The organism is Leyella stercorea, assembly GCF_021531655.1.
Window position 1 is genome coordinate 65,584 of record NZ_JADYUF010000004.1, and the last position, 24,823, is coordinate 90,406.

At 50.2% G+C, this 24,823-nt stretch carries 19 protein-coding genes and 1 tRNA gene; 17 read left to right on the forward strand and 3 right to left on the reverse strand.

The genetic code is table 11. The features are described 5' to 3' along the window. Window positions 1-97 precede the first annotated feature (97 nt). From I6E49_RS02060 to dgt, 5 genes are all read left to right on the forward strand, one after another. On the forward strand, window positions 98-967 hold the full coding sequence (locus I6E49_RS02060) for a PfkB family carbohydrate kinase (protein WP_235400163.1): 870 nt from the start codon (window positions 98-100) through the stop codon (window positions 965-967). Window positions 968-1,053: 86 nt separating this feature from the next. Next, a tRNA-Arg gene (locus I6E49_RS02065) sits at window positions 1,054-1,125 on the forward strand. Window positions 1,126-1,213: 88 nt separating this feature from the next. Then, window positions 1,214-3,289, forward strand: coding sequence for a protein-disulfide reductase DsbD family protein (locus tag I6E49_RS02070; RefSeq protein ID WP_235400164.1), 2,076 nt, complete (start codon window positions 1,214-1,216; stop codon window positions 3,287-3,289). 70 nt (window positions 3,290-3,359) lie between these two features. Continuing rightward, window positions 3,360-4,649 carry an L-cysteine desulfidase family protein gene (locus tag I6E49_RS02075; RefSeq protein WP_235400165.1) on the forward strand — a complete coding sequence of 430 codons (1,290 nt, stop codon included), beginning with the start codon at window positions 3,360-3,362 and terminating at the stop codon, window positions 4,647-4,649. 22 nt (window positions 4,650-4,671) lie between these two features. Beyond that, a complete protein-coding gene (gene dgt, locus I6E49_RS02080; RefSeq protein WP_235400166.1) occupies window positions 4,672-6,009 on the forward strand; it encodes a dGTP triphosphohydrolase in 1,338 nt (445 codons plus the stop codon). A 162-nt stretch (window positions 6,010-6,171) separates the two neighbouring features. On the opposite strand, the gene I6E49_RS02085 is transcribed toward dgt, so the two are convergent. Both I6E49_RS02085 and I6E49_RS02090 read right to left on the reverse strand, forming a co-directional pair. Beyond that, window positions 6,172-7,164: a GNAT family N-acetyltransferase gene (locus tag I6E49_RS02085; protein ID WP_235400167.1), complete on the reverse strand. Its 993-nt coding sequence runs from the start codon at window positions 7,162-7,164 to the stop codon at window positions 6,172-6,174. A 74-nt stretch (window positions 7,165-7,238) separates the two neighbouring features. Beyond that, window positions 7,239-8,084 (reverse strand): glycerol acyltransferase, encoded by an 846-nt coding sequence (locus tag I6E49_RS02090; protein ID WP_235400168.1) that lies wholly within the window; start codon window positions 8,082-8,084, stop codon window positions 7,239-7,241. A 158-nt stretch (window positions 8,085-8,242) separates the two neighbouring features. Between I6E49_RS02090 and rsmH the strand changes: the two genes are divergently transcribed. The 12 genes from rsmH to ftsZ all read left to right on the forward strand — a co-directional run bounded on the left by rsmH (window position 8,243) and on the right by ftsZ (window position 23,914). Further along, entirely contained in the window at window positions 8,243-9,193 is a 951-nt protein-coding gene (rsmH, locus tag I6E49_RS02095) for a 16S rRNA (cytosine(1402)-N(4))-methyltransferase RsmH (RefSeq protein WP_235400169.1), read from the forward strand. A 12-nt stretch (window positions 9,194-9,205) separates the two neighbouring features. After that, window positions 9,206-9,670 carry an FtsL-like putative cell division protein gene (locus I6E49_RS02100; protein ID WP_235400170.1) on the forward strand — a complete coding sequence of 155 codons (465 nt, stop codon included), beginning with the start codon at window positions 9,206-9,208 and terminating at the stop codon, window positions 9,668-9,670. Beyond that, on the forward strand, window positions 9,667-11,823 hold the full coding sequence (locus tag I6E49_RS02105) for a penicillin-binding protein (RefSeq protein ID WP_235400171.1): 2,157 nt from the start codon (window positions 9,667-9,669) through the stop codon (window positions 11,821-11,823). Before I6E49_RS02100 ends, I6E49_RS02105 begins: the two co-directional genes overlap by 4 nt. 46 nt (window positions 11,824-11,869) lie before the next feature. After that, complete coding sequence (locus tag I6E49_RS02110) at window positions 11,870-13,315, forward strand: UDP-N-acetylmuramoyl-L-alanyl-D-glutamate--2,6-diaminopimelate ligase (protein WP_235400172.1); 1,446 nt, start codon at window positions 11,870-11,872, stop codon at window positions 13,313-13,315. 60 nt (window positions 13,316-13,375) lie between these two features. Further along, complete coding sequence (gene mraY, locus I6E49_RS02115) at window positions 13,376-14,644, forward strand: phospho-N-acetylmuramoyl-pentapeptide-transferase (protein ID WP_235400173.1); 1,269 nt, start codon at window positions 13,376-13,378, stop codon at window positions 14,642-14,644. A 10-nt stretch (window positions 14,645-14,654) separates the two neighbouring features. After that, complete coding sequence (murD, locus tag I6E49_RS02120) at window positions 14,655-15,986, forward strand: UDP-N-acetylmuramoyl-L-alanine--D-glutamate ligase (RefSeq protein ID WP_235400174.1); 1,332 nt, start codon at window positions 14,655-14,657, stop codon at window positions 15,984-15,986. A 7-nt stretch (window positions 15,987-15,993) separates the two neighbouring features. Beyond that, the gene (locus I6E49_RS02125) at window positions 15,994-17,283 is read left to right on the forward strand and encodes an FtsW/RodA/SpoVE family cell cycle protein (protein WP_235400194.1); all 1,290 of its coding nucleotides are present in this window, start codon (window positions 15,994-15,996) and stop codon (window positions 17,281-17,283) included. Between the two features lie 69 nt (window positions 17,284-17,352). After that, window positions 17,353-18,465, forward strand: a complete 1,113-nt coding sequence (gene murG, locus I6E49_RS02130) for an undecaprenyldiphospho-muramoylpentapeptide beta-N-acetylglucosaminyltransferase (protein ID WP_235400175.1) — start codon at window positions 17,353-17,355, stop codon at window positions 18,463-18,465. A 10-nt stretch (window positions 18,466-18,475) separates the two neighbouring features. Further along, window positions 18,476-19,867 carry a UDP-N-acetylmuramate--L-alanine ligase gene (murC, locus tag I6E49_RS02135; protein ID WP_235400176.1) on the forward strand — a complete coding sequence of 464 codons (1,392 nt, stop codon included), beginning with the start codon at window positions 18,476-18,478 and terminating at the stop codon, window positions 19,865-19,867. Window positions 19,868-20,030: 163 nt separating this feature from the next. Then, window positions 20,031-21,089 (forward strand): cell division protein FtsQ, encoded by a 1,059-nt coding sequence (locus I6E49_RS02140; RefSeq protein ID WP_235400177.1) that lies wholly within the window; start codon window positions 20,031-20,033, stop codon window positions 21,087-21,089. 21 nt (window positions 21,090-21,110) lie between these two features. Continuing rightward, the gene (ftsA, locus tag I6E49_RS02145; RefSeq protein ID WP_235400178.1) at window positions 21,111-22,544 is read left to right on the forward strand and encodes a cell division protein FtsA; all 1,434 of its coding nucleotides are present in this window, start codon (window positions 21,111-21,113) and stop codon (window positions 22,542-22,544) included. A gap of 23 nt (window positions 22,545-22,567) precedes the next feature. Further along, window positions 22,568-23,914 (forward strand): cell division protein FtsZ, encoded by a 1,347-nt coding sequence (ftsZ, locus tag I6E49_RS02150; RefSeq protein ID WP_235400179.1) that lies wholly within the window; start codon window positions 22,568-22,570, stop codon window positions 23,912-23,914. 63 nt (window positions 23,915-23,977) lie between these two features. On the opposite strand, the gene recO is transcribed toward ftsZ, so the two are convergent. Continuing rightward, window positions 23,978-24,703 carry a DNA repair protein RecO gene (gene recO / locus I6E49_RS02155; RefSeq protein ID WP_235400180.1) on the reverse strand — a complete coding sequence of 242 codons (726 nt, stop codon included), beginning with the start codon at window positions 24,701-24,703 and terminating at the stop codon, window positions 23,978-23,980. Window positions 24,704-24,823 lie beyond the last annotated feature (120 nt).

Consider the following 24,823-nt stretch of genomic DNA (forward strand, 5'->3'; position numbering starts at 1 on the left):
TGCACCGTCGTAACACGTGTGCAACATTACAAAGCGTCACACAAACCGGCTGCGACACACAACAGACATATACAACAATAAAGAAACAACAATACAGATGAAAGATATTTGTTGCGTAGGACACATAACAAAAGACAAAATCATCACACCGCGACAGACCGTATACATGGCCGGCGGAACATCGTTCTACTTCTCGTACGCACTCAACCACCTGCCACAGCACGTGTCGTTTCAGCTCGTGACGAAGCTGGGCGAGAGCGAAATGCAGTCGGCAGACGACATGCGCACAGCAGGCATCGACGTGCTGACATTCCCCAGCCGCCACACCGTCTACTTCGAGAACAAATACGGCGACGACATGAACGACCGCACACAGCGCGTGCTCGAACGTGCCGACCCGTTCACCATCGACGAGATGAGCAACGTTGAAGCACGCGTGTATCACCTCGGTTCGCTGCTGAGCGACGACTTCTCGCCCGAAGTAGTGGAATATCTGTCTACCAAGGGACGCATCTCCATCGACGCGCAGGGCTATCTGCGTGAGGTGCGCGGAGACAAAGTATATGCCATCGACTGGGCAGACAAGCTCCGTATACTCGCCCATACAGATATAATAAAGGTGAACGAGCACGAGATGGAGGTGATAACCGGACTCACCGACCCACGCCAGGCAGCTCTGCAACTGGCAGAATGGGGCGTCAAGGAGGTGTGCGTCACACTGGGCAGCGAGGGCAGCATCATACTCGCCGAAGGCAAGTTCTACGACATTCCAGCCTACAAGCCCAAGGAAATCGTCGACGCCACGGGCTGCGGCGACACCTACTCGGCTGGCTATCTGTGGTGTCGTGCCCAGGGCATGGGCTACGCCGAGGCAGGACGCTTTGCCGCTGCTATGTGCACACTGAAGCTGGAGCACAACGGACCGTTCGACCATACCATCGACGACGTTAAACGCGTAATGATGTGAAAAAACGGCGATTTCTTTTCGCATTCAGAAAAAAACAATTAAATTTGCACGTTCACACAGTATGATAAACGCATAAAAATAAGGCCGCTCCTATAGTTCAATGGATAGAACGGAGGTTTCCTAAACCTTTGATCCGGGTTCGATTCCCGGTGGGAGTACCGCTCTACTAAATCAAAACAATCAAGCGAAACGCTAATTCCAACAGTTATACCCACGAATTATTTTTGAACAAATCCAATGTACACAATGAAAAAATTGATGTCTGTTGCCATGTTGCTCTTTGTGACGATACTGTGCAATGCACAGATGGCAAACCCTGTGAAGTTCACAGCTCATCTTAAGACTAACGGCACAGCCGAAGCCGAGATCGTGTTCTCCGGAAAAATCGAAAGCGGATGGCACGTGTATTCAACCAATCTTGGCAACGACGGCCCCACCGAGGCTACCATCCACTTCGACAAGAAGGACGGTATAGAGCTCGTAGGCAAGCTGACACCACGCGGACACGAGATTTCGAAGATGGACGACATGTTCGGAATGGTGCTGCGCTACTTTGAGAATTCAGCACAGTTTGTACAGAAGATCAAGTTCACCAAGCCCGAACACGACATCAAGTGCTACCTGGAGTATGGCGCATGCAACGACCAGTCGTGCATGCCACCGTCTACTGTAGACTTCGCCAAGAAAGGAAAATCGCCCGCAGTAGACGCTGCTGCCGCCAAAGCAGAAGCTAAGGCCGACGCCAATGCAGAAGCCAAGGAGGCTGATGCAGCCCTCGCAGACGCTACACTGGACCCTGCCGCTGCCCAAGAGGCCGTAGCCGACAGCGCCAACGCTGCCGCTGACTCGGCTGCTGTGGCTGCCGTAGCCAACATGGACAAGTCGGAGCTGCAGAAGCTCTGGACACCGGTGGTGAAGCAGCTCGAAAAGTTTGACAAGCCAATGAACAACTCATTGCTCTATATCTTCTTCGCCGGACTGCTCGGCGGACTCCTCGCACTCTTCACTCCGTGCGTCTGGCCTATCATTCCGATGACCGTGAGCTTCTTCCTGAAGCGCAACAAGGAGCGCCGCAAGGCCATACGCGAGGCCATCACCTACGGCGTGAGCATCGTGGTAATATACGTAGCACTGGGATTGATCGTATCGCTGCTGTTCGGAGCAAGCGCACTCAACGCGCTGTCTACCAACGCCATATTCAACATCCTGTTCTGCCTGCTGCTGGTAGTGTTCGCCGCATCGTTCTTCGGAGCGTTCGAGATAACGCTGCCGTCATCGTGGAGCAACAAGATTGACCAGAAGTCGGACGAGACAAGCGGCTTCATCAGCATCTTCCTCATGGCGTTCACACTGTCGCTCGTGAGCTTCTCGTGCACCGGACCTATCATCGGATTCCTCCTTGTAGCCGTGTCTTCATCGGGCGACATCGTGGCCCCGACCATCGGCATGCTCGGTTTCGCAGTGGCTCTGGCTGTTCCATTCGCACTGTTCGCCATGTTCCCCACACTGCTCAAGTCGGCTCCTAAGTCGGGCGGTTGGATGAACGTGTTGAAGGTGGTGCTCGGATTCATCGAGCTGGCATTCGCCCTGAAGTTCCTCTCGGTAGCCGACTTGGCTTACGGATGGCACATCCTCGACCGTGAGGCATTCCTCGCATTGTGGATTATCATCTTCGGTCTGCTCGGTCTGTACCTGCTCGGCATGTTCAACTTCCCGCACGACGACGAAGGCCGCCGCACCAATGTGCCGCAGTTCTTCCTTGCCCTGCTGTCACTGTCGTTCGCCATGTATATGGTTCCGGGCCTCTGGGGCGCTCCGCTCAAGGCAGTCAGCGCCTTCGCTCCGCCTATGAACACCCAGGACTTCAACCTCTACAAGAACGAGGTGCACCCACGCTTCAAGGACTTTGAGGCAGGTATGGCTGCAGCCCGACTCGAAGGCAAGCCCGTAATGGTAGACTTCACCGGATTCGGATGCGTAAACTGCCGTAAGATGGAGGCTGCTGTATGGACCGACTCTAAGGTGGCTGACATGCTCAACCAGAAGTATGTGCTCATCTCATTGTACGTTGACGACAAGACTCCGCTGCCCGAGCCAATGACAGTGACCGATACTGACGGCACACAGCGCACCCTGCGCACCATTGGCGACAAGTGGAGCTATCTGCAGCGCTACAAGTTCGGCTCGAACACACAGCCTATGTACGTACTTATCGACAACGACGGCATGCCGCTGACGGGCAGCCGCTCGTACGACGAGGACATCAACGAATACATGAAGTTCTTGCAGACTGGATTGGATAATTACAATAATAAGAAATAAACATTAAATAAGAAGCCCTTCCCCCTACCCCTCCATAGGGCAGGGAGTTGGGCTTCAAGTCTATACTACTATGCTCGAAAAACAAATACGCGAACAGATTATATCGCTCATCAACCGCGAAGTGGTGCCAGCAGTAGGCTGCACCGAACCGATGTGTGTATCGCTGTGTGTGGCCAAGGCAACCGAAACACTGGGCTGCCGACCCGAAAAGATTACAGCGTTGCTGTCTGCAAATATCCTCAAGAACGCAATGGGCGTGGGCATACCGGGTACGGGTATGATCGGACTGCCTATCGCTATAGCATTGGGAGCACTTGTGGGCAAGTCGGAATATCAGCTTGAGGTAATCAAGGATCTGACACGCGAAATACTCGAAGAGGGCAAGCAATACGTCAGCGAAGACCATATCGACATAAAGCTGAAGCAGGGCATCACCGAGAAACTGTATGTGGAGATACGCTGCGAGGCACAGGGACACGAGGCAACTGCCATCATCGCACATTCGCATACTAATATAGTATATGTAGAACGCGACGGAAACGCCATTCTCGACCGCCGCACTCCGCAGGCCGGAGCAGCCGAGCAGAAGGACATACAGCTCAACATGCGCATGGTGTACGACTTCGCCATGACTACTCCCGAGGAGGAGATAAGCTTCATACTGAAGACCCGCGACTACAACATACGCGCTGCCGAAGAGTCGAAGAAGGCCAACTACGGGCACTGTCTGGGCAAGACCATCGACCGCCCGTTGAGCCACGGCATATTCGGCAACTCCATATTCTCGCACATCATATCGAAGACTGCATCGGCTTGCGACGCACGTATGGGCGGCGCAATGATTCCGGTGATGAGCAATTCGGGCTCGGGCAACCAGGGCATCTGCGCCACTAATCCCGTGGCTGTGTATGCCGTGGAGAACGAAAACACCGAGGAGGAGCTGATACGCGCGCTCACACTGAGCCACCTTACAGCCATATACATCAAGCAGAACCTCGGAAAACTCTCGGCTCTGTGCGGATGCGTGGTGGCAAGTATCGGTTCGAGCTGCGGCATAACATATCTCATGGGCGGCGACTACACACACATCTGCCACTCGGTGAAGAACATGATAGCCAACATCACGGGCATGATATGTGACGGAGCCAAGCCAAGCTGCTCGCTGAAGATTTCGTCGGGCGTGTCTACGGCTCTGCTGTCGGCGCTGCTCTCGATGGAGGGCAAGTGCGTAAGCTCGGTTGAAGGCATCATCGACGACGACGTGGACCGCTCTATACGCAACCTTACAAGCATTGGTGCCGAGGCTATGAACCAGACCGACGCTATGGTTCTCGACATCATGACTCATAAGAATTGCTAAGAACATACAACTATAACAAACAATGAACTGGCAACAACTCATATCCAACAAACGTCTGGGGCAGGAAGTAAGGCATCCCGAACGCCACGACGACCGGTCGGAGTTCAAACGCGACTACGACCGTCTCATCTTCTCAGCCCCCTTCAGACGCATGCAGAACAAGACGCAGGTGTTCCCGCTGCCGGGCAGCGTCTTCGTACACAACCGCCTCACTCACTCGCTTGAGGTGGCAAGTGTGGGCATGTCGCTGGGCAATGACGTGGCACGTGAGTTGAAGCTGCGGCATCCCGAACTTACGGGAACGCTGTTTGAGGAGATTGGCACCATCGTGAGCACAGCTTGTCTGGCTCACGACATGGGCAATCCTCCCTTCGGACACTCAGGCGAAAAAGCCATACAGGCATTCTTCCGCGAGGGCAATGGCATGGAACTGAAACCGAAGATGAGCCCCGAATTATGGGACAACCTCATACACTTCGAGGGCAACGCCAACGCCTTCCGGCTGCTGGCACACCGCTTTCACGGCCGACGTGAGGGCGGATTTGTCATGACATACGCCACACTTGCCTCCATAGTGAAGTATCCCTACTCCAGCATGGCAGCCGGCAAGAAGGGCAAGTTCGGATTCTTCTGCTTTGAGGAGCATTATTATCGTCGCATAGCCGACGAACTGGGCATACGCCGACTGTCTGCCGACGGCGAGCCGCTACGCTACGCACGCCATCCGCTGGTGTACCTGGTAGAGGCTGCCGACGACATCTGCTATGAGATAATGGACATTGAGGATGCGCACAAGCTGCGTATCCTGTCGTTTGACGAGACCATGCAGCTGCTGCTGGGATTCTTTGACAATTGCCAAAGAGAGAAAATACTGAAACGCATAGACGAAGAGGGCATCACCGACAATAACGAGAAGGTGGTGTATCTGCGTGCATGCACCATTGGAAAACTTGAAAACGAGTGCGCACGGGCATTCGTCGAGCACGAGAGCGAGATACTCAACGGCACGCTCCAGGGATGCCTCATCGACCATATTACGCCCTCGGTGCGCGATGCCTATCGTCATTGTTCCGAGCTGAGCGTACAGCGCATATACAATTCCAAGCCCGTTCTGGACGTGGAACTGTCGGGTTACAAGATTATGGAGACGCTCATGGACGCCCTGATTGAGGCTGCCGTGAGCCCTGAGAAGTTCCACTCGGAACAGCTGCGCAAGCGATTCAGCAACCAGTATGACATCAACAGTCCCGACTTCGAGACCCGCGTCATGGCTGTCATAGACTTCATATCGGGTATGACCGACGTGTTTGCGCTCGACATATACCAAAAAATACAAGGCATATCGCTGCCGATTGTGTAATAAAAAAATTGAGAGTTGAGAGTTAGAAAATTGAGAGTTGAGAATTGAGAGTTGAGAGTTATGATATGTTTTTGTCAATAACAGACATCATAACATTGCATGATTATCAAAGGTAATCATAACTCTCAACTCTCAATTCTCAATTCTCAACTTAGAACAAAACTACTTTTCGCGGTAGATTATATTGTTGGCTCCGCTTGTTATTTCAAGAGCCTCGGGGTGCTCTTTGATATACGAGTCGATATGACGGACGCGTTTGTTCTCGAGAATTTCGTCAACAGCAATGAGAATGCCTGTCTCCTCCACGTCGCCGAAGCCGTAGTTGATGGCTGTGCCGAAGAGTCTCATTGTAGGCGACAGCGACATATAGGCGTTGACAAGTGGCGGAATGTTGTAGCCAAGGGCACGTATCTCACGGTTGAGAATGAGATAGTCTTTCTTGAAATCGTCCTCGCAGAACAGCTTGGCAAGTTCTTCTTCGGGCGTTTCAATCTTCAGCGGCTTAAGCGGAATGATGAGGTTGTCCTTGTCGTCGAAGTGCTTCTTGAGGAAATAGAGTATCATGTCGCGTCCACGACGGATGTACGACGGATACATTGTCATCTTGCCGAAGAAGTACTTTACGTTGGGCTTGATGACGGTGAGGGCACCCAGACCGTCCCAAAGGTTGTCGAGTGCAAACAGACTCTTGGCTCCGCGGCGTGTGCTCTGATACTCCAGAGTGACAAACGAGCGTCCAAGCTCTACCGTGTACGGCATGTAGTCCTTAAGGAACTTGTCGGAAAAGTGGAACATATGGCTCGTGGCAAGCAGCGGTTGGCCGTCGGGACCAAGCTCCCAGTCCGATCCGAGCAGATAACGGTAGCCTCCTATTATCTCCTCAGCTTCGGGATTCCACACGATAAGCTGCTTGTAGCAGTTGTCGCACGTGTCAAACTCGTCGATATCCAACGGTTTGCCAGTGCCGCCTCCCGCCTCGCGGAACGCAATCTCGCGCAATCGTCCTATCTCACGCATTACGTTAGGGGCGTTGTGGGCTGTAATGACATAAATTTCGTTGTGGCTCTTGTTGGTCATACGGAGCTGTCGCTCAGGAGTGAGTTCGCTCTTGAGCAGTTCCTTGCTTACTGGTGCTATTATTGGCTCTTCCTTCATTGTCTTCTACAATAATATCTTACAGACCGTAGCGGTCGTATTTATCCTTTTTAATCTTTTACTTTTTTACTCTTTTACTTTTTACCTTTCCCCGGCAGTTCATACACAATATCCTCAACGTACCGTGCCCATTCGGCAGGCTTTCGGGAACGGTCGAAGGTCTGCCATGGTATTGGCTTGCCTATGTGTATGGTGAAATGCTTGCCAACATTGCGATACATCTCGTCAACAAGGAATATCATGGCGAGATTAAACGGCAGGAAGCGGTCGCTGAAGTTGGCTATACGATAGAAGCGATTGGAATTCTGTCCGCTGAAATGAATTGGTACTACGTCACGATGGCACTCCACGCTCTTCACGATGAATGTCTTCTTCCAATCGATATCGTGTATCGTTCCGTCCTTCTGACGTCGGCTGTTGAGTCCAGCGGGGAACATTAGCATGTGATTGTCGCTCTTGAATCCTGCTTCAACCATACGCGGAAAGTCGCGTCCGTTGCGTCCCGTCTTGTTGATGCCGATGCATACGGGGGCGAGTCCGGGCAGATTCATGAGCAAGTCATTGACAAGATAGCGGAAACGTCCGTCGTAGTGGCGTCCGATAATGGAGCCGAGCGCCACGCCATCCTGTCCTCCGAGCGGATGGTTTGACACGAAAGTGTACAGCCTGCCGTCGTCCTTGGGCGGTAGGTTCTCCTTGCCTACTATCTCGATGTCCATCTTGAGATAGCGCACGCATTCCTCAAGCCACTCCACACCCTGCATGTCGCGAGTCTTCCAAATGAATGCGTTGACCTGATCCTGGTGAATGATATGTTTCAGCCAGTTGGTAAGTAGCGAAGGGACAAAGCGTGCCTTGCCGCCCATCTTGCTGCTGAGAATTCTGTCAATGTCGATTGTATGTTCCGAAATCTCGTTCATTTTGTCATAAAATACTAATCAGCTGCAAAAATAACATATCTTTTTCAGATATACTCCATTTAATATAAGAAATGTGGCTATTTAATAAAAATGACACGCAAATGTAGACTCATTCGGGGATTTTTGTGTAACTTTACACCCCAAATACGCATATAACAATGTACACAGATACTTCCAAAGATATACAATCCATAACAACTGCGCAGGGCTATCATGTACCTGTTCTGCTCGACGAGAGCGTGAGCGGGCTCAACATCAAGCCCGGCGGCATATACGTCGACGTGACATTCGGCGGCGGCGGACACTCGCGCGAGATACTGCGCCGACTGCCCGAAGGCGCGCATCTGTACAGTTTCGACCAGGATGCCGATGCCGAACGCAACATCGGCGACCCGAACGAGAAATTCACGTTCGTACGCAGCAACTTCCGCTATCTGAAAAACTGGATGCGCTACTATGGCGTCGACCACATCGACGGACTGCTTGCCGACCTCGGAGTGTCGTCGCACCACTTCGACGATGCCGAACGCGGATTCTCATTCAGATTTGACGCTCCGCTCGACATGCGCATGAACAAGCGCGCCGGACAGACGGCTGCCGACATACTCAACAACTACGACGAGGCACGACTGGCGGATATATTCTACATATACGGCGAGATGAAGAACTCGCGACGCATAGCCGCTGCCGTTGTCAAGGCACGACAGACAACGCCCATCAACACCACAAGCGACTTTCTGGCTGTAGTGGAGCCGATGTTCAAGCGCGAACGCGAGAAGAAGGACATGGCACGACTGTTCCAGGCGCTGCGCATAGAGGTGAACCACGAAATGGACGCACTGCGCGAAATGCTTGCCGCAGCCACCGAGCTGCTCGCTCCGGGCGGACGCCTGTCGGTGATTACCTACCACTCGCTCGAAGACCGCATCGTGAAGAACGTCATGAAGACGGGCAATCCAGAGGGAAAGGTAGAGCAGGACTTCTTCGGACGCACCAACACACCATACCTCATGGTGGAAAAACTTATTATCCCCTCCGACGAGGAACAACAATCCAACCCCCGCAGCCGCAGCGCCAAACTGCGCATAGCCGAGCGTAAGGGCGAATAGCAAACAACGACTATGAACAAGGATGAAACCAACACGCAGACCAATACTGGTGAAGCTATAGAACAGGACAAGGAGAAGGATACCACGCAATCGCTCAGAGCCATTATACGCGAGCAGACCACTGAGGACGAGATGCCGCTGACCAAGAATATCACACTGCGCAAAATACTCGGTGGCGACATTCTGAGTGCCGACATCATACGCAAGCAGATATGGCTGATACTGATTATAGTGCTGTTTATCGTGGTGTATATATCCAACCGATACAAGTGTCAGCAGGACCTGATACTCATCGACAACCTGACCGAGCAACTTAAGGATGCCAAGTACAGAGCATTGTCGAGTAGCAGCGACCTTACTCAACAGACACGTGAGAGCAAGGTGCTCGAAAAGCTGAGAGCCAGCAGCGACAGTACGCTGCACATAGCCACACAGCCGCCATACATAATAAACGTGCCTAATACAGAAGAGAGATGAGCAAGTTTGACAGCAAGAAAATGATGCCCCGATACAGCTTCATCGCCATATTGCTGAGCTTTTTGGCTGCAATGGTGATGGCGAAGATGGTGTATACGATGACTGCAAAGCGCGACTTCTGGATGCAGGTGGCCGACCGTGTGAAGATAGACAGCCTGGAAACTCCACCCGTCAGAGGCAACATACTGAGCTGCGACGGACAGCTTATGGCATCGTCGCTACCGCAATACAAGCTATATATCGACTTCAGAGCTATGCGCGAGGCGGGCAAAGACTCCCTGTTCGTGGCAAAACTCGACTCCATCTGCATGGGGCTTAACTCGATATTCCCCGACCAGTCGACCGAAGAGTTTCACCGGAACCTCATGGAAGGCTACGAAAAGAACAAAGCACACTGGCCGATATGGAAGCGACGCGTCAACTATAGCACCTACTCGGAAGTGAAGAAACTGCCGGTATTCCGACTCGGAAAGAACCGCAGCGGATTCCACGTTGAAGAGTTCAATGCGCGCAAACTGGCTTACGGCTCACTCGCCCAGCGAACTATAGGCAAGATGTATGGCGAGATTGACTCGGCACAATGCGGACTGGAGCAGCACTACGACTCGCTGCTGCGAGGCGACAAGGGTATACGCCACCGTCGCAAGGTGCTCAACAAATATCTGTATCTGACCGATACTCCACCCGAAAACGGAGCCGACATAGTGACCACCATCGATGTTTCGATGCAGGATTTGGCTGAACGCGCTGTGCTAAAGGAACTGTACAAGATTGACGGCAACGTGGGTGTAGCCATCGTTATGGAAGTGGCTACGGGCGATGTGAAAGCCATCGTAAACCTGACAAAATGTGCCGACGGCACGTATCAGGAAATACAGAACCATGCCGTGAGCGACTTGCTGGAACCTGGTTCGGTATTCAAGACCGCATCAATAATGGTTGCACTAGACGACGGAGTAGTAGACACCACATACACCGTGGACACCGGATGCGGCGTATGGCCCATGTACGGCCGCGAAATGAAGGACCATAACTGGCGACGCGGCGGATACGGCATGATGACGCTGCCCAAGACATTGTGGGTAAGCTCTAACATCGGAGTTAGCCGTATCATCGACGACCACTACCACAACTGCCCGGAGAAGTTTGTTCAGGGCATACACCGGCTCGGACTTGCCGACGACCTGCACCTGCCATTGGCCGGCTCGTCGCCTGCAAGAATACGATTCCCCAAGAAAGACAAACGTGGCAAGCAGTATATCAACTGGAGCAAGACGACATTGCCGTGGATGAGTATCGGATATGAGACCCAGGTGCCACCTATATCCACTCTGACATTCTACAACGCCATTGCCAACGGAGGCAAGATGATGCGTCCGAGATTTGTAAAGGAAGTGCGCAAAGACGGCGAGACGGTGATGACATTCCCTCCGGTAGTGATGCGCGAGCATATTGCCAAGGAGACAACAATTAAGAAGATAACACGCATACTCGAACAAGTGGTGAGCGTGGGCCTCGGCAAGAAAGCCGGCTCGCCATCATTCCTTGTTGCAGGAAAGACTGGTACGGCACAGATCTCGAAGGGTGCAGCCGGATACAAGAGCGGACAGATGAACTATCTGCTCTCGTTTGCAGGATTCTTCCCTGCCTACGAGCCCCGATACAGCTGCATAGTATGCTTGCAGAAGTCGGGTCTGCCGGCTTCGGGCGGCGGCATGAGTGGCGTAGTATTCCACGATATAGCCGAAGGCATTATGGCACAAAGCTTGAAACTTGAAGCTGCCGATGCCCGCGACTCGCTGTCGATAATGATGCCCGACGTGAAGAACGGCAACATATTGGCTGCCGACTATGTACTGTCGCACCTCGGATTCAAGACCCGCACCGACTGGGACGGCTCTTATGCCGACGGCAACCCGATATGGGGACGCGCCAGCGAATCGGGACATACACTGTCGCTGCAACGCGATCCTTTAGGCGACAGCACATTGATGCCCGACGTGCATGGCATGGGAGCACGCGACGCCGTATATCTCATAGAGAGCCGAGGCGTGAAGGTGAAGGTTGTAGGACGTGGCAAAGTGACCGAACAGAGCATCGGCGCCGGAGAAAAGATAAAGAAGAACATGACTTGCGTCATCAAGTTGTCGTAATCATGCTTAACCCGTTAACTCGCATATTAAATAAAAAAACAGAAATATGAAACTCAAGGAACTGCTCAAGGAAATCCCCGTCGTCGACATTATCGGCAGCGACGAGGTGGAAATAACCGGAGTGAACATAGATTCGCGCCGCATAAAGGAAGGCCATATCTTCGTAGCTATGAAGGGCACGCAGGTAGACGGACACAAGTTCATACCGAAAGCTATTGAGCTGGGCGCCAAGGCTGTGCTCTGCGAGGATATGCCTGCAGAGAAAACAGAAGGCGTGACATACGTTCAGGTGGCATCGACCGAGGATGTTGTAGGCAAGGTTGCCACCACATTCCACGGCAACCCGTCGACCAAACTGAAACTCGTCGGCGTGACCGGAACTAACGGAAAGACTACTATCGCCACCTTATTATATAATATGTTCACAAAGATGGGTCACAAGTGCGGACTCCTCTCGACCGTGTGCAATTATATCGTAGACGAGGCTGTGCCTGCCGACCACACCACACCCGACCCTATCGCTCTCAACGAACTGCTCGACCGTATGGTAAAAGCCGGTTGCGAGTATGCCTTTATGGAGTGTTCGTCACATGCCATAGCCCAGAAGCGCATCGGCGGTCTGACCTTCGCAGGTGCCATATTCACCAACCTCACACGCGACCATCTCGACTATCACAAGACTTTCGAGAACTATCGCAACGCCAAGAAGGCATTCTTCGACGGTCTGCCAAAGTCGGCCTTCGCCATAACCAACGCCGATGACAAGAACGGTATGGTGATGGTTCAGAACACCAAAGCCACAGTCAAGACATACTCTACACGCTCAGTAGCCGACTTCAAAGCACGCATCATCGAGTGCCACTTTGAAGGAATGTATCTCGAAATGGACGGCCACGAGGTGGGCGTACAGTTCATAGGCAAGTTTAATGTGAGCAACCTGCTCGCCGTATACGGCACAGCAGTCATGCTCGGAAAGAATCCTGAGGACGTGCTCGTGGTGATGAGCACTCTGCATAGCGTAAACGGCCGTCTGGACCCGATACAATCGCCCGAGGGATATACAGCCGTAGTAGACTATGCACACACTCCCGACGCACTGGAGAACGTGCTCAACGCCATCCATGAAGTGCTCGACGGCAAGGGGCATGTCATCACCGTATGCGGTGCCGGCGGCAACCGCGACAAGGGCAAGCGCCCACTAATGGCACAGGAAGCAGTGAAGCAGAGCGACCGAGTAATCATAACCAGCGACAATCCTCGCTTTGAAGACCCTCAGGCCATCATCAACGATATGCTGGCAGGGCTTGACAAGCAGCAGATGAAGAAGGTTATAAGCATCGTAGACCGTCGCGAAGCCATCCGCACAGCCTGTATGATGGCTGAAAAGGGCGACGTAGTGCTCATTGCCGGTAAGGGTCATGAGGACTATCAGGACGTACAGGGTGTGAAACACCACTTCGATGACCATGAGGTAGTGAGAGAGTGTTTTTGAATTATTGAAGCACCATCGCAATAATTCAAAACTCAAAATTCAAAACTCAAAATTCATAAAATGTTATACTATCTTTTCAGATTTCTCGAGGAATATGGCATCAGCGGTGCCCATATGTGGGGATATATATCTTTCCGTTCGTTGCTGGCACTCATCCTGTCGCTTGTAATATCGGCATGGTTCGGCGAGAAATTCATCAAGTTTCTTAAGAAAAAGCAAATCACAGAGACGCAACGCGATGCCTCAATCGACCCGTTCGGAGTGAAGAAAATCGGTGTTCCGTCAATGGGTGGCATCATAATCATTGTCTCGATACTCGTCCCGGTACTGTTGCTCGGACGTCTGCGCAACATATATCTGCTTCTGATGATTGTAACAACCGTATGGCTGGGATTCCTTGGCGGTATGGACGACTTCATCAAGATATTCCGCCACAACAAGGAAGGACTCAAGGGCCGTTACAAGATTGTAGGTCAGGTTGGCATCGGACTCATCGTTGGACTCGTACTGTGGGCTTCGCCTGATGTGAAGATGAACGAGAACCTGGCATACGAGAAACAAGGGCATGAACTCGTGGTGAGACACAGGGCTGAGGCACGCAAGTCGCTGAAGACCACTATACCATTTGTCAAAGGCCACAACCTCGACTACTCGCGCATAACAAGCGTTTTCGGCGAACATCGCGTGGCTGCAGGATGGATACTGTTTGTCATCATGACCATTATCGTAGTGACGGCTGTGAGCAATGGCGCCAATCTTAACGACGGTATGGACGGCATGTGCGCCGGCAACTCTGCCGTCATTGGCGTGGCGTTGGGCATATTGGCATACGTAAGTTCGCACATGGAATACGCCAGCTACCTCAATATCATGTACATACCCGACTCGCAAGAGCTTGTGGTGTTCCTATGCGCATTTGTAGGCGCACTTATCGGATTCCTGTGGTACAACGCCTATCCGGCGCAGGTATTTATGGGCGACACCGGTTCGCTTACAATTGGAGGCATCATAGCCGTAACTGCCATCATAATACACAAAGAACTGATGCTGCCCATACTGTGCGGCATATTCTTCGTGGAGAGCCTCAGCGTGATACTGCAGGTGTACTACTACAAGCTCGGCAAACGACGTGGCGTGAAGCAGCGCATATTCAAGCGCACACCAATACACGACAACTTCCGCACACAGCAGTCGCAGCTCGATCCTGAGTGCCACTATCTCATAACAAGACCAAAGGGAGCTATACACGAGTCGAAGATAACTATCCGATTCTGGATTACAACAATCATACTCGCAGCTCTGACAATCATAACATTAAAAATAAGATAAGTCGATTCAGATGAAAAGAATAGTAATTCTTGGTGCTGGCGAAAGTGGTGCCGGCGCCGCAGTATTGGCCAAGAAGGAAGGTTTCGACGTGTTCGTGAGCGACATGTCGGCTATAAAGGATAAATACAAGAAACTGCTTGACGACCACGCCATCGACTGGGAGGAAAAGCAACATACCGAGGAAAAGATTCTCTCGGCCGACGAGATTATCAAAAGCCCCGGCATACCAAAAGAGGCACCTATGGTGAAGAAGGCCATCGAAAAGGGCATACACATCATCAGCGAGATTGAGTTTGCAGGACGCTACACCGACTCAAAGATGATATGCATAACCGGTTCGAACGGCAAGACTACAACCACGTCACTTATCTACCATATCTTCAAGATGGCAGGATATGATGCCGGACTGGCAGGCAATATCGGACGCTCACTTGCTCTGCAGGTGGCTGAGGATCCGCACGAATACTACATCATCGAGCTCAGTTCGTTCCAGCTCGACAATATGTACGACTTCCACGCAAATATCGCCATCCTGCTCAACATCACCCCCGACCATCTCGACCGCTACGCCTTCTGCATGCAGAACTATGTAGATGCCAAGATGCGTATCATACAAAATCAGACACCAGACGACTCGTTCATATACTGGAACGACGACCCTGTAATCAAGAAAGAACTCGAAAAGTACGACATCAAGGCTATACAATACCCCTTCTCCGAACTTAAGGAGAAAGGCTCTATAGGCTATATCGAAGACGGAACATATACCATCGAGAAGCCTACACCTTTCAATATGGAGCAGGAGGAGCTGTCGCTTACCGGCAAACATAACGTGTACAACTCGCTTGCCGCAGGTATTGCCAGCAATATCAGCGGTATCAAGAAGGACGTTATCAGACAAAGTCTCGGTGACTTCCCTGGTGTTGAACACCGTTTGGAGAAGGTGTGCAAGGTCGGAGGAGTACAATATATCAACGACTCAAAGGCCACTAATGTCGATGCCTGCTGGTATGCACTGGAAAGTATGAATACTCCTACTGTGCTCATTATAGGAGGCAAGGACAAGGGCAACGACTATAACGAAATCAAGGAACTCGTACAGAAGAAGTGCCGTGCACTCGTATTCCTCGGTGCCGACAACACCAAACTGCACGATTTCTTCGGCGAGATGGGCATAACCATACGCGACACTCACTCAATGAAGGACTGTGTCGAGGCTTGCTACGAACTGGCACAGCCCGGTGACACCGTACTGCTCAGCCCATGCTGCGCCAGCTTCGACCTCTTCAAGAATATGGAGGACCGCGGCGAACAGTTCAAGACATTAGTAAGAAGTCTGTAATAACAATATTATGAACAAGACATTAGGCAACATATTCAAAGGTGACAAGGTGATATGGATGGTTTTCTTCTTCCTATGTATCGTCAGTGTCATCGAGGTTTATTCGGCATCAGCACAGCTTACATATAAAGCCGGTGATTATGTAACGCCTATGATCAAGCACATCGGTCTACTCTTCGTTGGCATCGGCTTTACGATTGTTACGCTCAACATCAACTGCCGCTACTTCAAAGGACTGATAACACCGTTGCTGGCATTGTCGTTCCTGTTGCTTATCGTGGTTTACTTCATAGGAGCATCCACCAACGGAGCACAACGATGGATACCGATTTTCGGCATTCAGTTTCAGCCTTCAGAGTTGGCGAAAGGCTCACTGATTCTGGCAACTGCACAGATACTAAGCGTTATGCAAACCGATAACGGAGCCGACCCGAAGGCTTTCGGATTTATACTCAGCGTGTGCGGTCTGATTGTGCCACTCATTATGCTCGAAAATCTTTCAACGGCTATGCTCCTGTGTATCGTCATCTTTATGATGATGCTCATCGGGCGTGTGCCGATACGACAGTTGGGCAAACTGATGGGAATTGTACTCTTGTCGGTAGCGCTACTTGTGGGCATGATAATGACATTTGGCAACGACAATACACAGCAACAAGTTGGTAAGCAACTCACAGAGCAGGTAGCATCAACCGAGGAAGCCAAGGACAAGTCGGCGGTGGAAAAAATATTCCACCGTTTCGACACATGGAAGGCGCGCATAGACAAATTCATGAGCCACAAACAGATTACGCCTAAGGAAGTCGACCTTGACAAGGATGCCCAGGTAGCACACGCAAACATAGCTATAGCCTCATCAAACATCGTCGGCAAGGGTCCAGGCAACTCAGAAGAGTGCAACTTCATACCCCAGGCCTACTCCGACTTCATCTATGCCATCATCATAGAGGAGATGGGAGTTGAAGGCGCACTGTTCGTTGCAATGTTGTATATCATACTGCTGTTCCGCACGGGTAGAATAGCAAGCAAATGCGAGAACAACTTCCCCGCTCTACTCGCCATGGGACTGGCTTTGCTGCTCGTTACACAGGCACTATTCAATATGTGTGTGGCAGTAGGTCTGGCTCCTGTAACCGGCCAGCCACTACCTCTAATAAGTAAAGGTGGAACATCAACCATCATCAACTGTATCTACATAGGTGTAATACTGAGCATCAGTCGCTCGGCACGCAGAAAGATGGAGATTGTCAACGTCACAGACGGACAAGAAGAAGATAAAACTGATACAATACAATAAAAAAAGCACAATAATCGGCTTTGTCAGAAAAAATGATTAATTTTGTGATTTGAAAGAAACACATTACAGATGGAAAAAGAATTAAGAGTCATCGTTAGCGGAGGCGGTACCGGCGGACATATCTTCCCAGCCGTGTCTATAGCCAACGCAATAAAGACGAAACGTCCCGATGCAAAGATACTTTTTGTCGGAGCGCTCGGTAGAATGGAGATGCAGCGTGTGCCTGCAGCCGGATACGAGATTATCGGACTGCCCGTACGTGGTTTTAAGAGACCGCTGTGGTCGTTATCGAACATAGGAGTGGCTCTCGATTTCTTAAAGGCCAAACGCCTCGTCAAGAAAATAATCCGCGATTTCGCGCCCAACGTAGTTGTTGGAGTAGGCGGATACGCCAGCGCCGCTACACTCGACGCAGCAAGCCATATGGGCATACCAACACTCATTCAAGAACAGAACTCCTACGCTGGAGTCACCAACAAGCACCTTGCTGGCAATGCAGCCAAGATATGCGTGGCTTACGAAGGTATGGAACGCTTCTTTCCAGCTGACAGAATAATCAACACAGGCAATCCAGTAAGACAGTCGCTCATCGAGACAACAATGACACATGATGAAGCGGTAAGCAGTTTCGGACTTGACCCCGAAAAGAAAACGATACTGCTTGTGGGCGGAAGCCTTGGAGCACGTACTGTCAATGAGAGTGTGATGTCACATCTCGACCTTGTAGAGAAAAGTGGCGTACAATTCATTTGGCAAACCGGAAAGTTCTATAGCGCTGCCGTTGCCGAACGTCTGAAAGACCACCGACCGCTGCCCATGCTCAAAGTGATGGACTTCATCAGCGATATGGGAGCAGCATACAAGGCTGCTGACCTTGTAATAAGCCGTGCAGGAGCAAGCTCAATAAGCGAATTCTGCCTCATCGGCAAGCCCGTGATACTCGTGCCGTCACCCAATGTGGCTGAAGACCACCAGACAAAGAACGCTATGGCACTTGTAAATCGCAACGCAGCTCTGCTCGTCAGAGACGCAGACGCAGCGGAATCACTGTTACAGTTGGCAGTAGACACGGTAACCGACGACGAACAACTGGCACAGCTCTCCGAGAACATAAAGAAACTAGGCAAGCCAAACTCAGCCGACGTAATAGCCGACGAAGTTCTGAAACTTGCAGGAAAATAAAACAAGACAAATGGAAATCAAAGATATAAAAGCCGTATATTTCGTAGGAGCAGGAGGCATTGGCATGAGTGCCATAGCACGTTATTTCATACGCAAAGGCCTTGTTGTGGCAGGCTACGACAAGACTCCGTCAAAGCTCACACACCAGCTGGAGCGCGAAGGCATGCTCATACACTACAAAGAAAACGTCGACGAAATACCACATGCTTGCCGCGACAACAAGTCGTGTCTCGTAGTGTATACACCTGCCATTCCTGCCGAACACAAGGAATTGGCTTATTTCCGTGACGGAGGCTTCACTATTGAGAAACGTGCCCAAGTGCTCGGAACACTCACACGTACCCATAAGGGACTCTGCGTAGCAGGAACACACGGCAAGACATCAACCTCTACAATGTGTGCACACATTATGCACCAAAGCCATCTTGACTGTAACGCATTTCTTGGAGGCATATCCAAAAACTATAGCACCAACTACATACTTTCAGACCAAAGTGACTATGTAGTAATAGAGGCAGACGAGTTCGACCGCTCATTCCATTGGCTGCGCCCTTGGATGAGCGTAATCACAGCAACCGACCCCGACCATCTCGACATATACGGAACAAAGGAAGCATATCTTGAGAGTTTCCGCCACTATACCACACTCATACAGCCAGGTGGCGCACTCATCATACACAAGAATCTGGAGATGAAGCAGGACGTGCAGCCAGGTGTAAAGGTGTACGAATACAGCCTCAATGAGGGTGATTTCCATGCCGAAAACATCGTAATCGACAATGGCGAGATAAAGTTCGACTTCGTATCGCCTATCGAGAACGTGAAAAATGTGGAACTCGGCCAGCCTGTTCCTATCAATATCGAGAACGGAGTGGCTGCTATGGCTATGGCACAGCTCAACGGATGCACAGCTGAAGAACTGAAGTATGGCATGAAGACATACCATGGCGTTGACCGTCGCTTTGATTTCAAAATCAAGAACGGCCGCCACGTCCTGCTCTCTGATTATGCCCACCACCCGAAGGAGATATACCAGAGCTCCAAGAGTATACGCCAGTTGTACAAGAACCGCAAGATTACAGCAATCTTCCAGCCACATCTTTATACGCGTACTCGCGATTTCTATCGCGACTTCGCCGATGCACTGAGCCAACTCGATGAGGTCATACTCACCGAAATTTATCCTGCACGTGAGCTTCCCATCGAAGGTGTAACATCACAACTGATATACGACAACCTCAAGCCAGGTGTTGAGAAAAGCATCATACGCAAGGACGAAGTGCTCGACCTCGTTAAAAGCCGTGACTTTGACGTACTCGTCATTCTCGGAGCAGGCGACCTTGACAACTATGTACCTCAGATTGCCAAGATAATCGAGGCACGCGATGAAGCTAAGGCGTAAAAGCGTCAAAGAGTAAACAAAAACACAATACAGACAAAGCAACTTTTATATACAAGTGAAATCATCATGGAGTAAAAGGCTGTATATAGCAAGTGATATACTACTTGCCATATATCTCGTCTTCGTTTTTACGTCGTTCGACCGAAAAAACGAATCAAAGACAATGTGCTCCAAGGTGAACATCGAGATTGCTGACGATGCAACAAGTGGCTTCATTGACACTAAGGTGATAAAAAATCGATTACAGAAAGCCGGAGTCTATCCTATAGGCAAGCGCTTGAATACTGTAAATGCACGAGCCATAGAGGATATGTTGCGAACGAGTCCATTTGTCAAAACCGCCGAGTGCTACAAAACCGAAGGTGGAACAGTATACATATCTGTCACACAGCGTATGCCCGTCATACGCATAAAAGCCGACAACGGCGACGACTACTATGTCGACGACAACGATTGTATCATGCCACGTAGTAACTATACAAGCGATCTCATCATCGCCACTGGAAGCATAAGCAGACGATATGCAACAACATACCTGTCACCATTGGGCAAGACCATAATGCAGAACGACCTGTGGAAAAATTTGGTAGAACAGATCAACATCCTGCCCGACCAAAATGTGGAGATAGTACCGAGAATAGGCAACCATATAGTACTCATCGGTAAACTGCCAGAAAATATCGACCGCAAGAAGCGAGAGAAAGCAATAGCAGAATTCTTCAACCACAAAATGACACGCCTTGAGAAATTCTACCGCTACGGACTCTCTGAGGTGGGCTGGAACAAGTATTCGTATATCAACATCGAATTTGACAACCAGATAATCTGCCGTAAAGGCAAAGCAGAGCAAGCCAGACATATAGCTGAGCCAACATCTGTTAAAACTGACGGACAGAACGCTACAACAGCTACGCCCAACAGTCCTTCAGAAGCAACAACCGCAACTGACGGAACGTCAACGACAGAAAGCAACAATGCTACAAGTGCCGACAACAAGGCAAAAAACGATGCGAAAAAGAACGACTTATCGGTTAACAAGACAGCAAAAACAGAGAAAGCTGGCAAAAAGACCGATAATTCTACAGAAAAGAAAAAGACTGGCAAGCAGGCTTCAAAAGTAAAGGTTGCCCCACAGACTACAAAAACAAAGGTCAAAAACAAACCTACTGTCTCAAAGACGGGAAAAGCGACCGAAAACAAAAAGAAAAAGTCAAGTAATTAATTGTAATAATATAAATAACGTATGGCAAAGGATTTTATAGTAGCTATTGAGCTCGGTTCATCTAAGATGACCGGCATTGCAGGGAGAAAAAATCCCGATGGCAGCATTACTGTTCTTGCTGTTGCTTCAGAAGACTCCACCTCGTACATACGCAAAGGTGTTGTCTACAACATCGACAAGACCGCACAAGGATTGAGCAACATTATCTCAAAACTCAAGAATACACTACAATCAGACATAACACAGGTATACGTAGGAATAGGTGGACAAAGCATACGCAGTGTCAAGAATGTCATAATCAAAGACCTTCCGCTCGATGCAATAGTATCGCAAGATATGGTCAACGAGCTTATGGACGCCAACCGCAATATGACTTATCCCGACTACGAGATACAGGATGCGATAACCGAGGAATACAAGGTTGATTCACAATATCAGAACGACCCTGTAGGTATCCAGGCCATACGTCTTGAGGGCAACTTCCTCAACATACTGTGGCGCCGCTCGTTCTATCGTAGCCTCAACAAGAGTTTCGACAATGCAGGAATTGCCATAGCTGAAACTTATCTTGCACCGGTGGTAATGGGCGAATACGTTCTTACTGAAGCCGAAAAGCGAGCAGGCTGTGTACTTGTCGATCTTGGTGCAGAAACGACAACCGTATCTATATACTATCGCGACAAGTTGCGCAACATTGCCGTAATTCCTCTTGGCAACAACAATATTACAAAGGATCTGGAATCGTTGCAGATGGACGAAGTAGAGGCAGAGACAATGAAACGCAAATACGGTTCGGCATACACCGAAATCCAAGACATTGACCCCAATATGGTATGGTCGATTGATGGAAGCCGTTCGGTTAGCAGCCGTAAGTTTATCGAAGTAGTAGAAGCGCGTATGCTCGAGATTATCGAGAATGTCCGCAATCTCATTCCGTCAGAATACATGGACAAGCTACTCGGTGGCATTGTGCTAACTGGAGGTGGCTCTAATATGCGCAATATAGACAAGGCTTTCCGTAAAGCCATCAATATCGAAAAGATACGCATAGCCAAATCTGTAAACCTCAACATAAACACCAAGGACTCAAAACCCACCATTGCCAACAACGGTACTATGAACACAATACTGAGTCTGATGGCCAAAGGCGACATGAATTGCGCAGGCAATGCCTTTAACAATTCACTGTTCAATGACGAACAGCTTGCACAAGCCCCTCAAGCAGCAACTACAGCCGCTCAGATTGCAGCCGAACAAGAAAAGGCAGCTGAGGAAGAACGCATACGCAAGGAAAAGGAAGCAGCCGAGGAAGAACGCAAACGCAAAGAGAAGGAAGCTGAAGAAGAGAGACTAGCTGCCGAGAAGAAGGAGAAGTCTGTCATGCATCGAATCTTCGGATCACTCAAGCAGTTCGGACGTTCGCTTGTTGAGCCAGAACCAGGTTCTAATGATTAAAACTTAAAAAACTGATAACACATATGCCAGACAACAATATCAATCCGATGGTGGACTTCTGTACACCAGACAAAGAGACAAAAAACACTATCATCAAGGTGATAGGTGTAGGCGGCGGTGGCGGCAATGCCGTCAACCATATGTATCGTGAGGGCATACACGACGTGTCGTTTGTGCTCTGCAACACAGACAACCAGGCGCTCAACGATTCGCCCGTACCTGTACTCTTACAGCTCGGTACTGAAGGACTTGGAGCCGGCAACAAGCCAGCCAAGGCGCGTCAGGCAGCCGAGGAGAGCCTCGACTCAATCAAGCAGATGCTGAGCGACGGCACCAAGATGACATTCATCACAGCAGGTATGGGTGGAGGAACAGGTACAGGTGCTGCTCCAGTCATTGCCCGTGTCAGCAAGGAATTGGGCATCCTCACAGTAGGTATCGTCACTATTCCTTTCCGTTTTGAAGGCAAGCGTAAAATAGACCAGGCTCTTGACGGTGTCGAGGAAATGGCAAAGCACGTCGATGCATTGCTCGTTATCAATAACGAGCGTCTGCGCGAGATATACCCCGAACTTACCGTACTTGACGCATTCGGCAAAGCCGACGACACCCTTAGCGTTGCGGCCAAATCAATCGCCGAAATCATCACCAACCACGGACTCATCAACCTTGACTTCAACGATGTCAAGACCGTATTGAAGGATGGTGGCGTAGCCATTATGTCTACAGGCTATGGCGAAGGCGAGAGCCGTGTGAAGCAAGCCATTGAAGATGCGCTCAACTCACCGTTGCTCAACGACAACGACGTGTTCAACGCCAAGAAGATTCTTCTCAGCATCAACTTCTGCAAAGACAGTAGTACTAGCGACAATGGCAACAACGGCTTGATGATGGAAGAAATGAACGAGGTGAACGACTTCATGGAGCGTTTCGGTTCCGATTTCGAGATAAAGTGGGGTATTGGACTAGACCCCGACCTTGGCAAGAAGGTCAAGGTGACAATTCTCGCTACCGGTTTCGGCATCGAGAACGTCGACGGAATGAACATCCATATCAAGAAGCAGACACAGGACGACCTCGACCGTCAGGCCCGCGAGCAGGAACACGCTGACGATTTGGCAGTACGCCGTGGCAAGTACTATCCTGAAGACAAGAATCAAGTACTCACCAAGCGCCGTCCGCAAGTGTTTATCTTCCGTCCCGAAGACCTCGACAACGAGGAAGTAATACTCGCCGTTGAGAACACACCTACTTATAAGCGTACACAGCAAATGGTCAGGGAACTGCGCCGCCGTATTGTCGACGAAAGCGAGTCTACCAAGCCCAAGGAAGAAGACAACAACGTGAATGGTATAATATCATTCGCCTAACAGGGCAACTTCAAGGCGACACATCTGCAATAGAATGACACATTCTACACCGTCAGTATCTAATCAGCAGAACAGCTCTTTCAGCACTGGCAGCGACTTCATATCAGGAAAGTCGGGCAGGTGTAGCCTATAATAATAAAGTATAACATCCACAATGCGGTTGCGTTCGCTGCGAGTCAGCGATAGCAGCCGCATTGTTGTATAGTTGAGTCGCATAAGAAGCTGAATCATCCCCGCCTCATCGGGCTTAAGAAAGTCACCATGTGCCGGAGCATACGGCATGAAGCATCCGCCACGCAAGTCGAAGTAAGGGCAATCCTGTTGGTCATCGGTATTAGGGAAGAAACCCACAAACCGCGTCATGTGCAACATGAAGACAATATGGAAGTTAGCAAAACCACTCACACAGGTGTCAAGCCACATCACACTATTCTCCACAAACAAAAACAGTTCACGATTCTGCTGCTCCGAACGAGTAGCATAAGTAACAAACTCTGCCATAAACAGAGCTATGCCGAGTTTATGAGCATCAAACGGAATAGAACTAAAGGGCCATATAATTGAAGCATTCTTCAATCGCTGCAACTTCTGGCTTTGTCTATAGTCGAATTCCACGTCAAGAATAGTAAGCGGCTGAAACAATTGCTTGCTGATACCCGACCGGGACGACCTTGGAATACGCTGCATAAAAGACACACGCCCCACGTCTTCTGTGAGCAGGTCGACGATAATCTGTGACTCGCCGTATTTCAACGAGTTAAGTACGATAGCCTTGGTTTTTACATGCATTTTCCTCTACTTTTAGTAATTTAATGGCAAAATTACTGAAAAAAGAGCCGTTTTAATAAAAAAAACCAAGGAAAATTTGTCCGTATTAAAATAAAGTCGTACCTTTGCATCCGCAAAAAT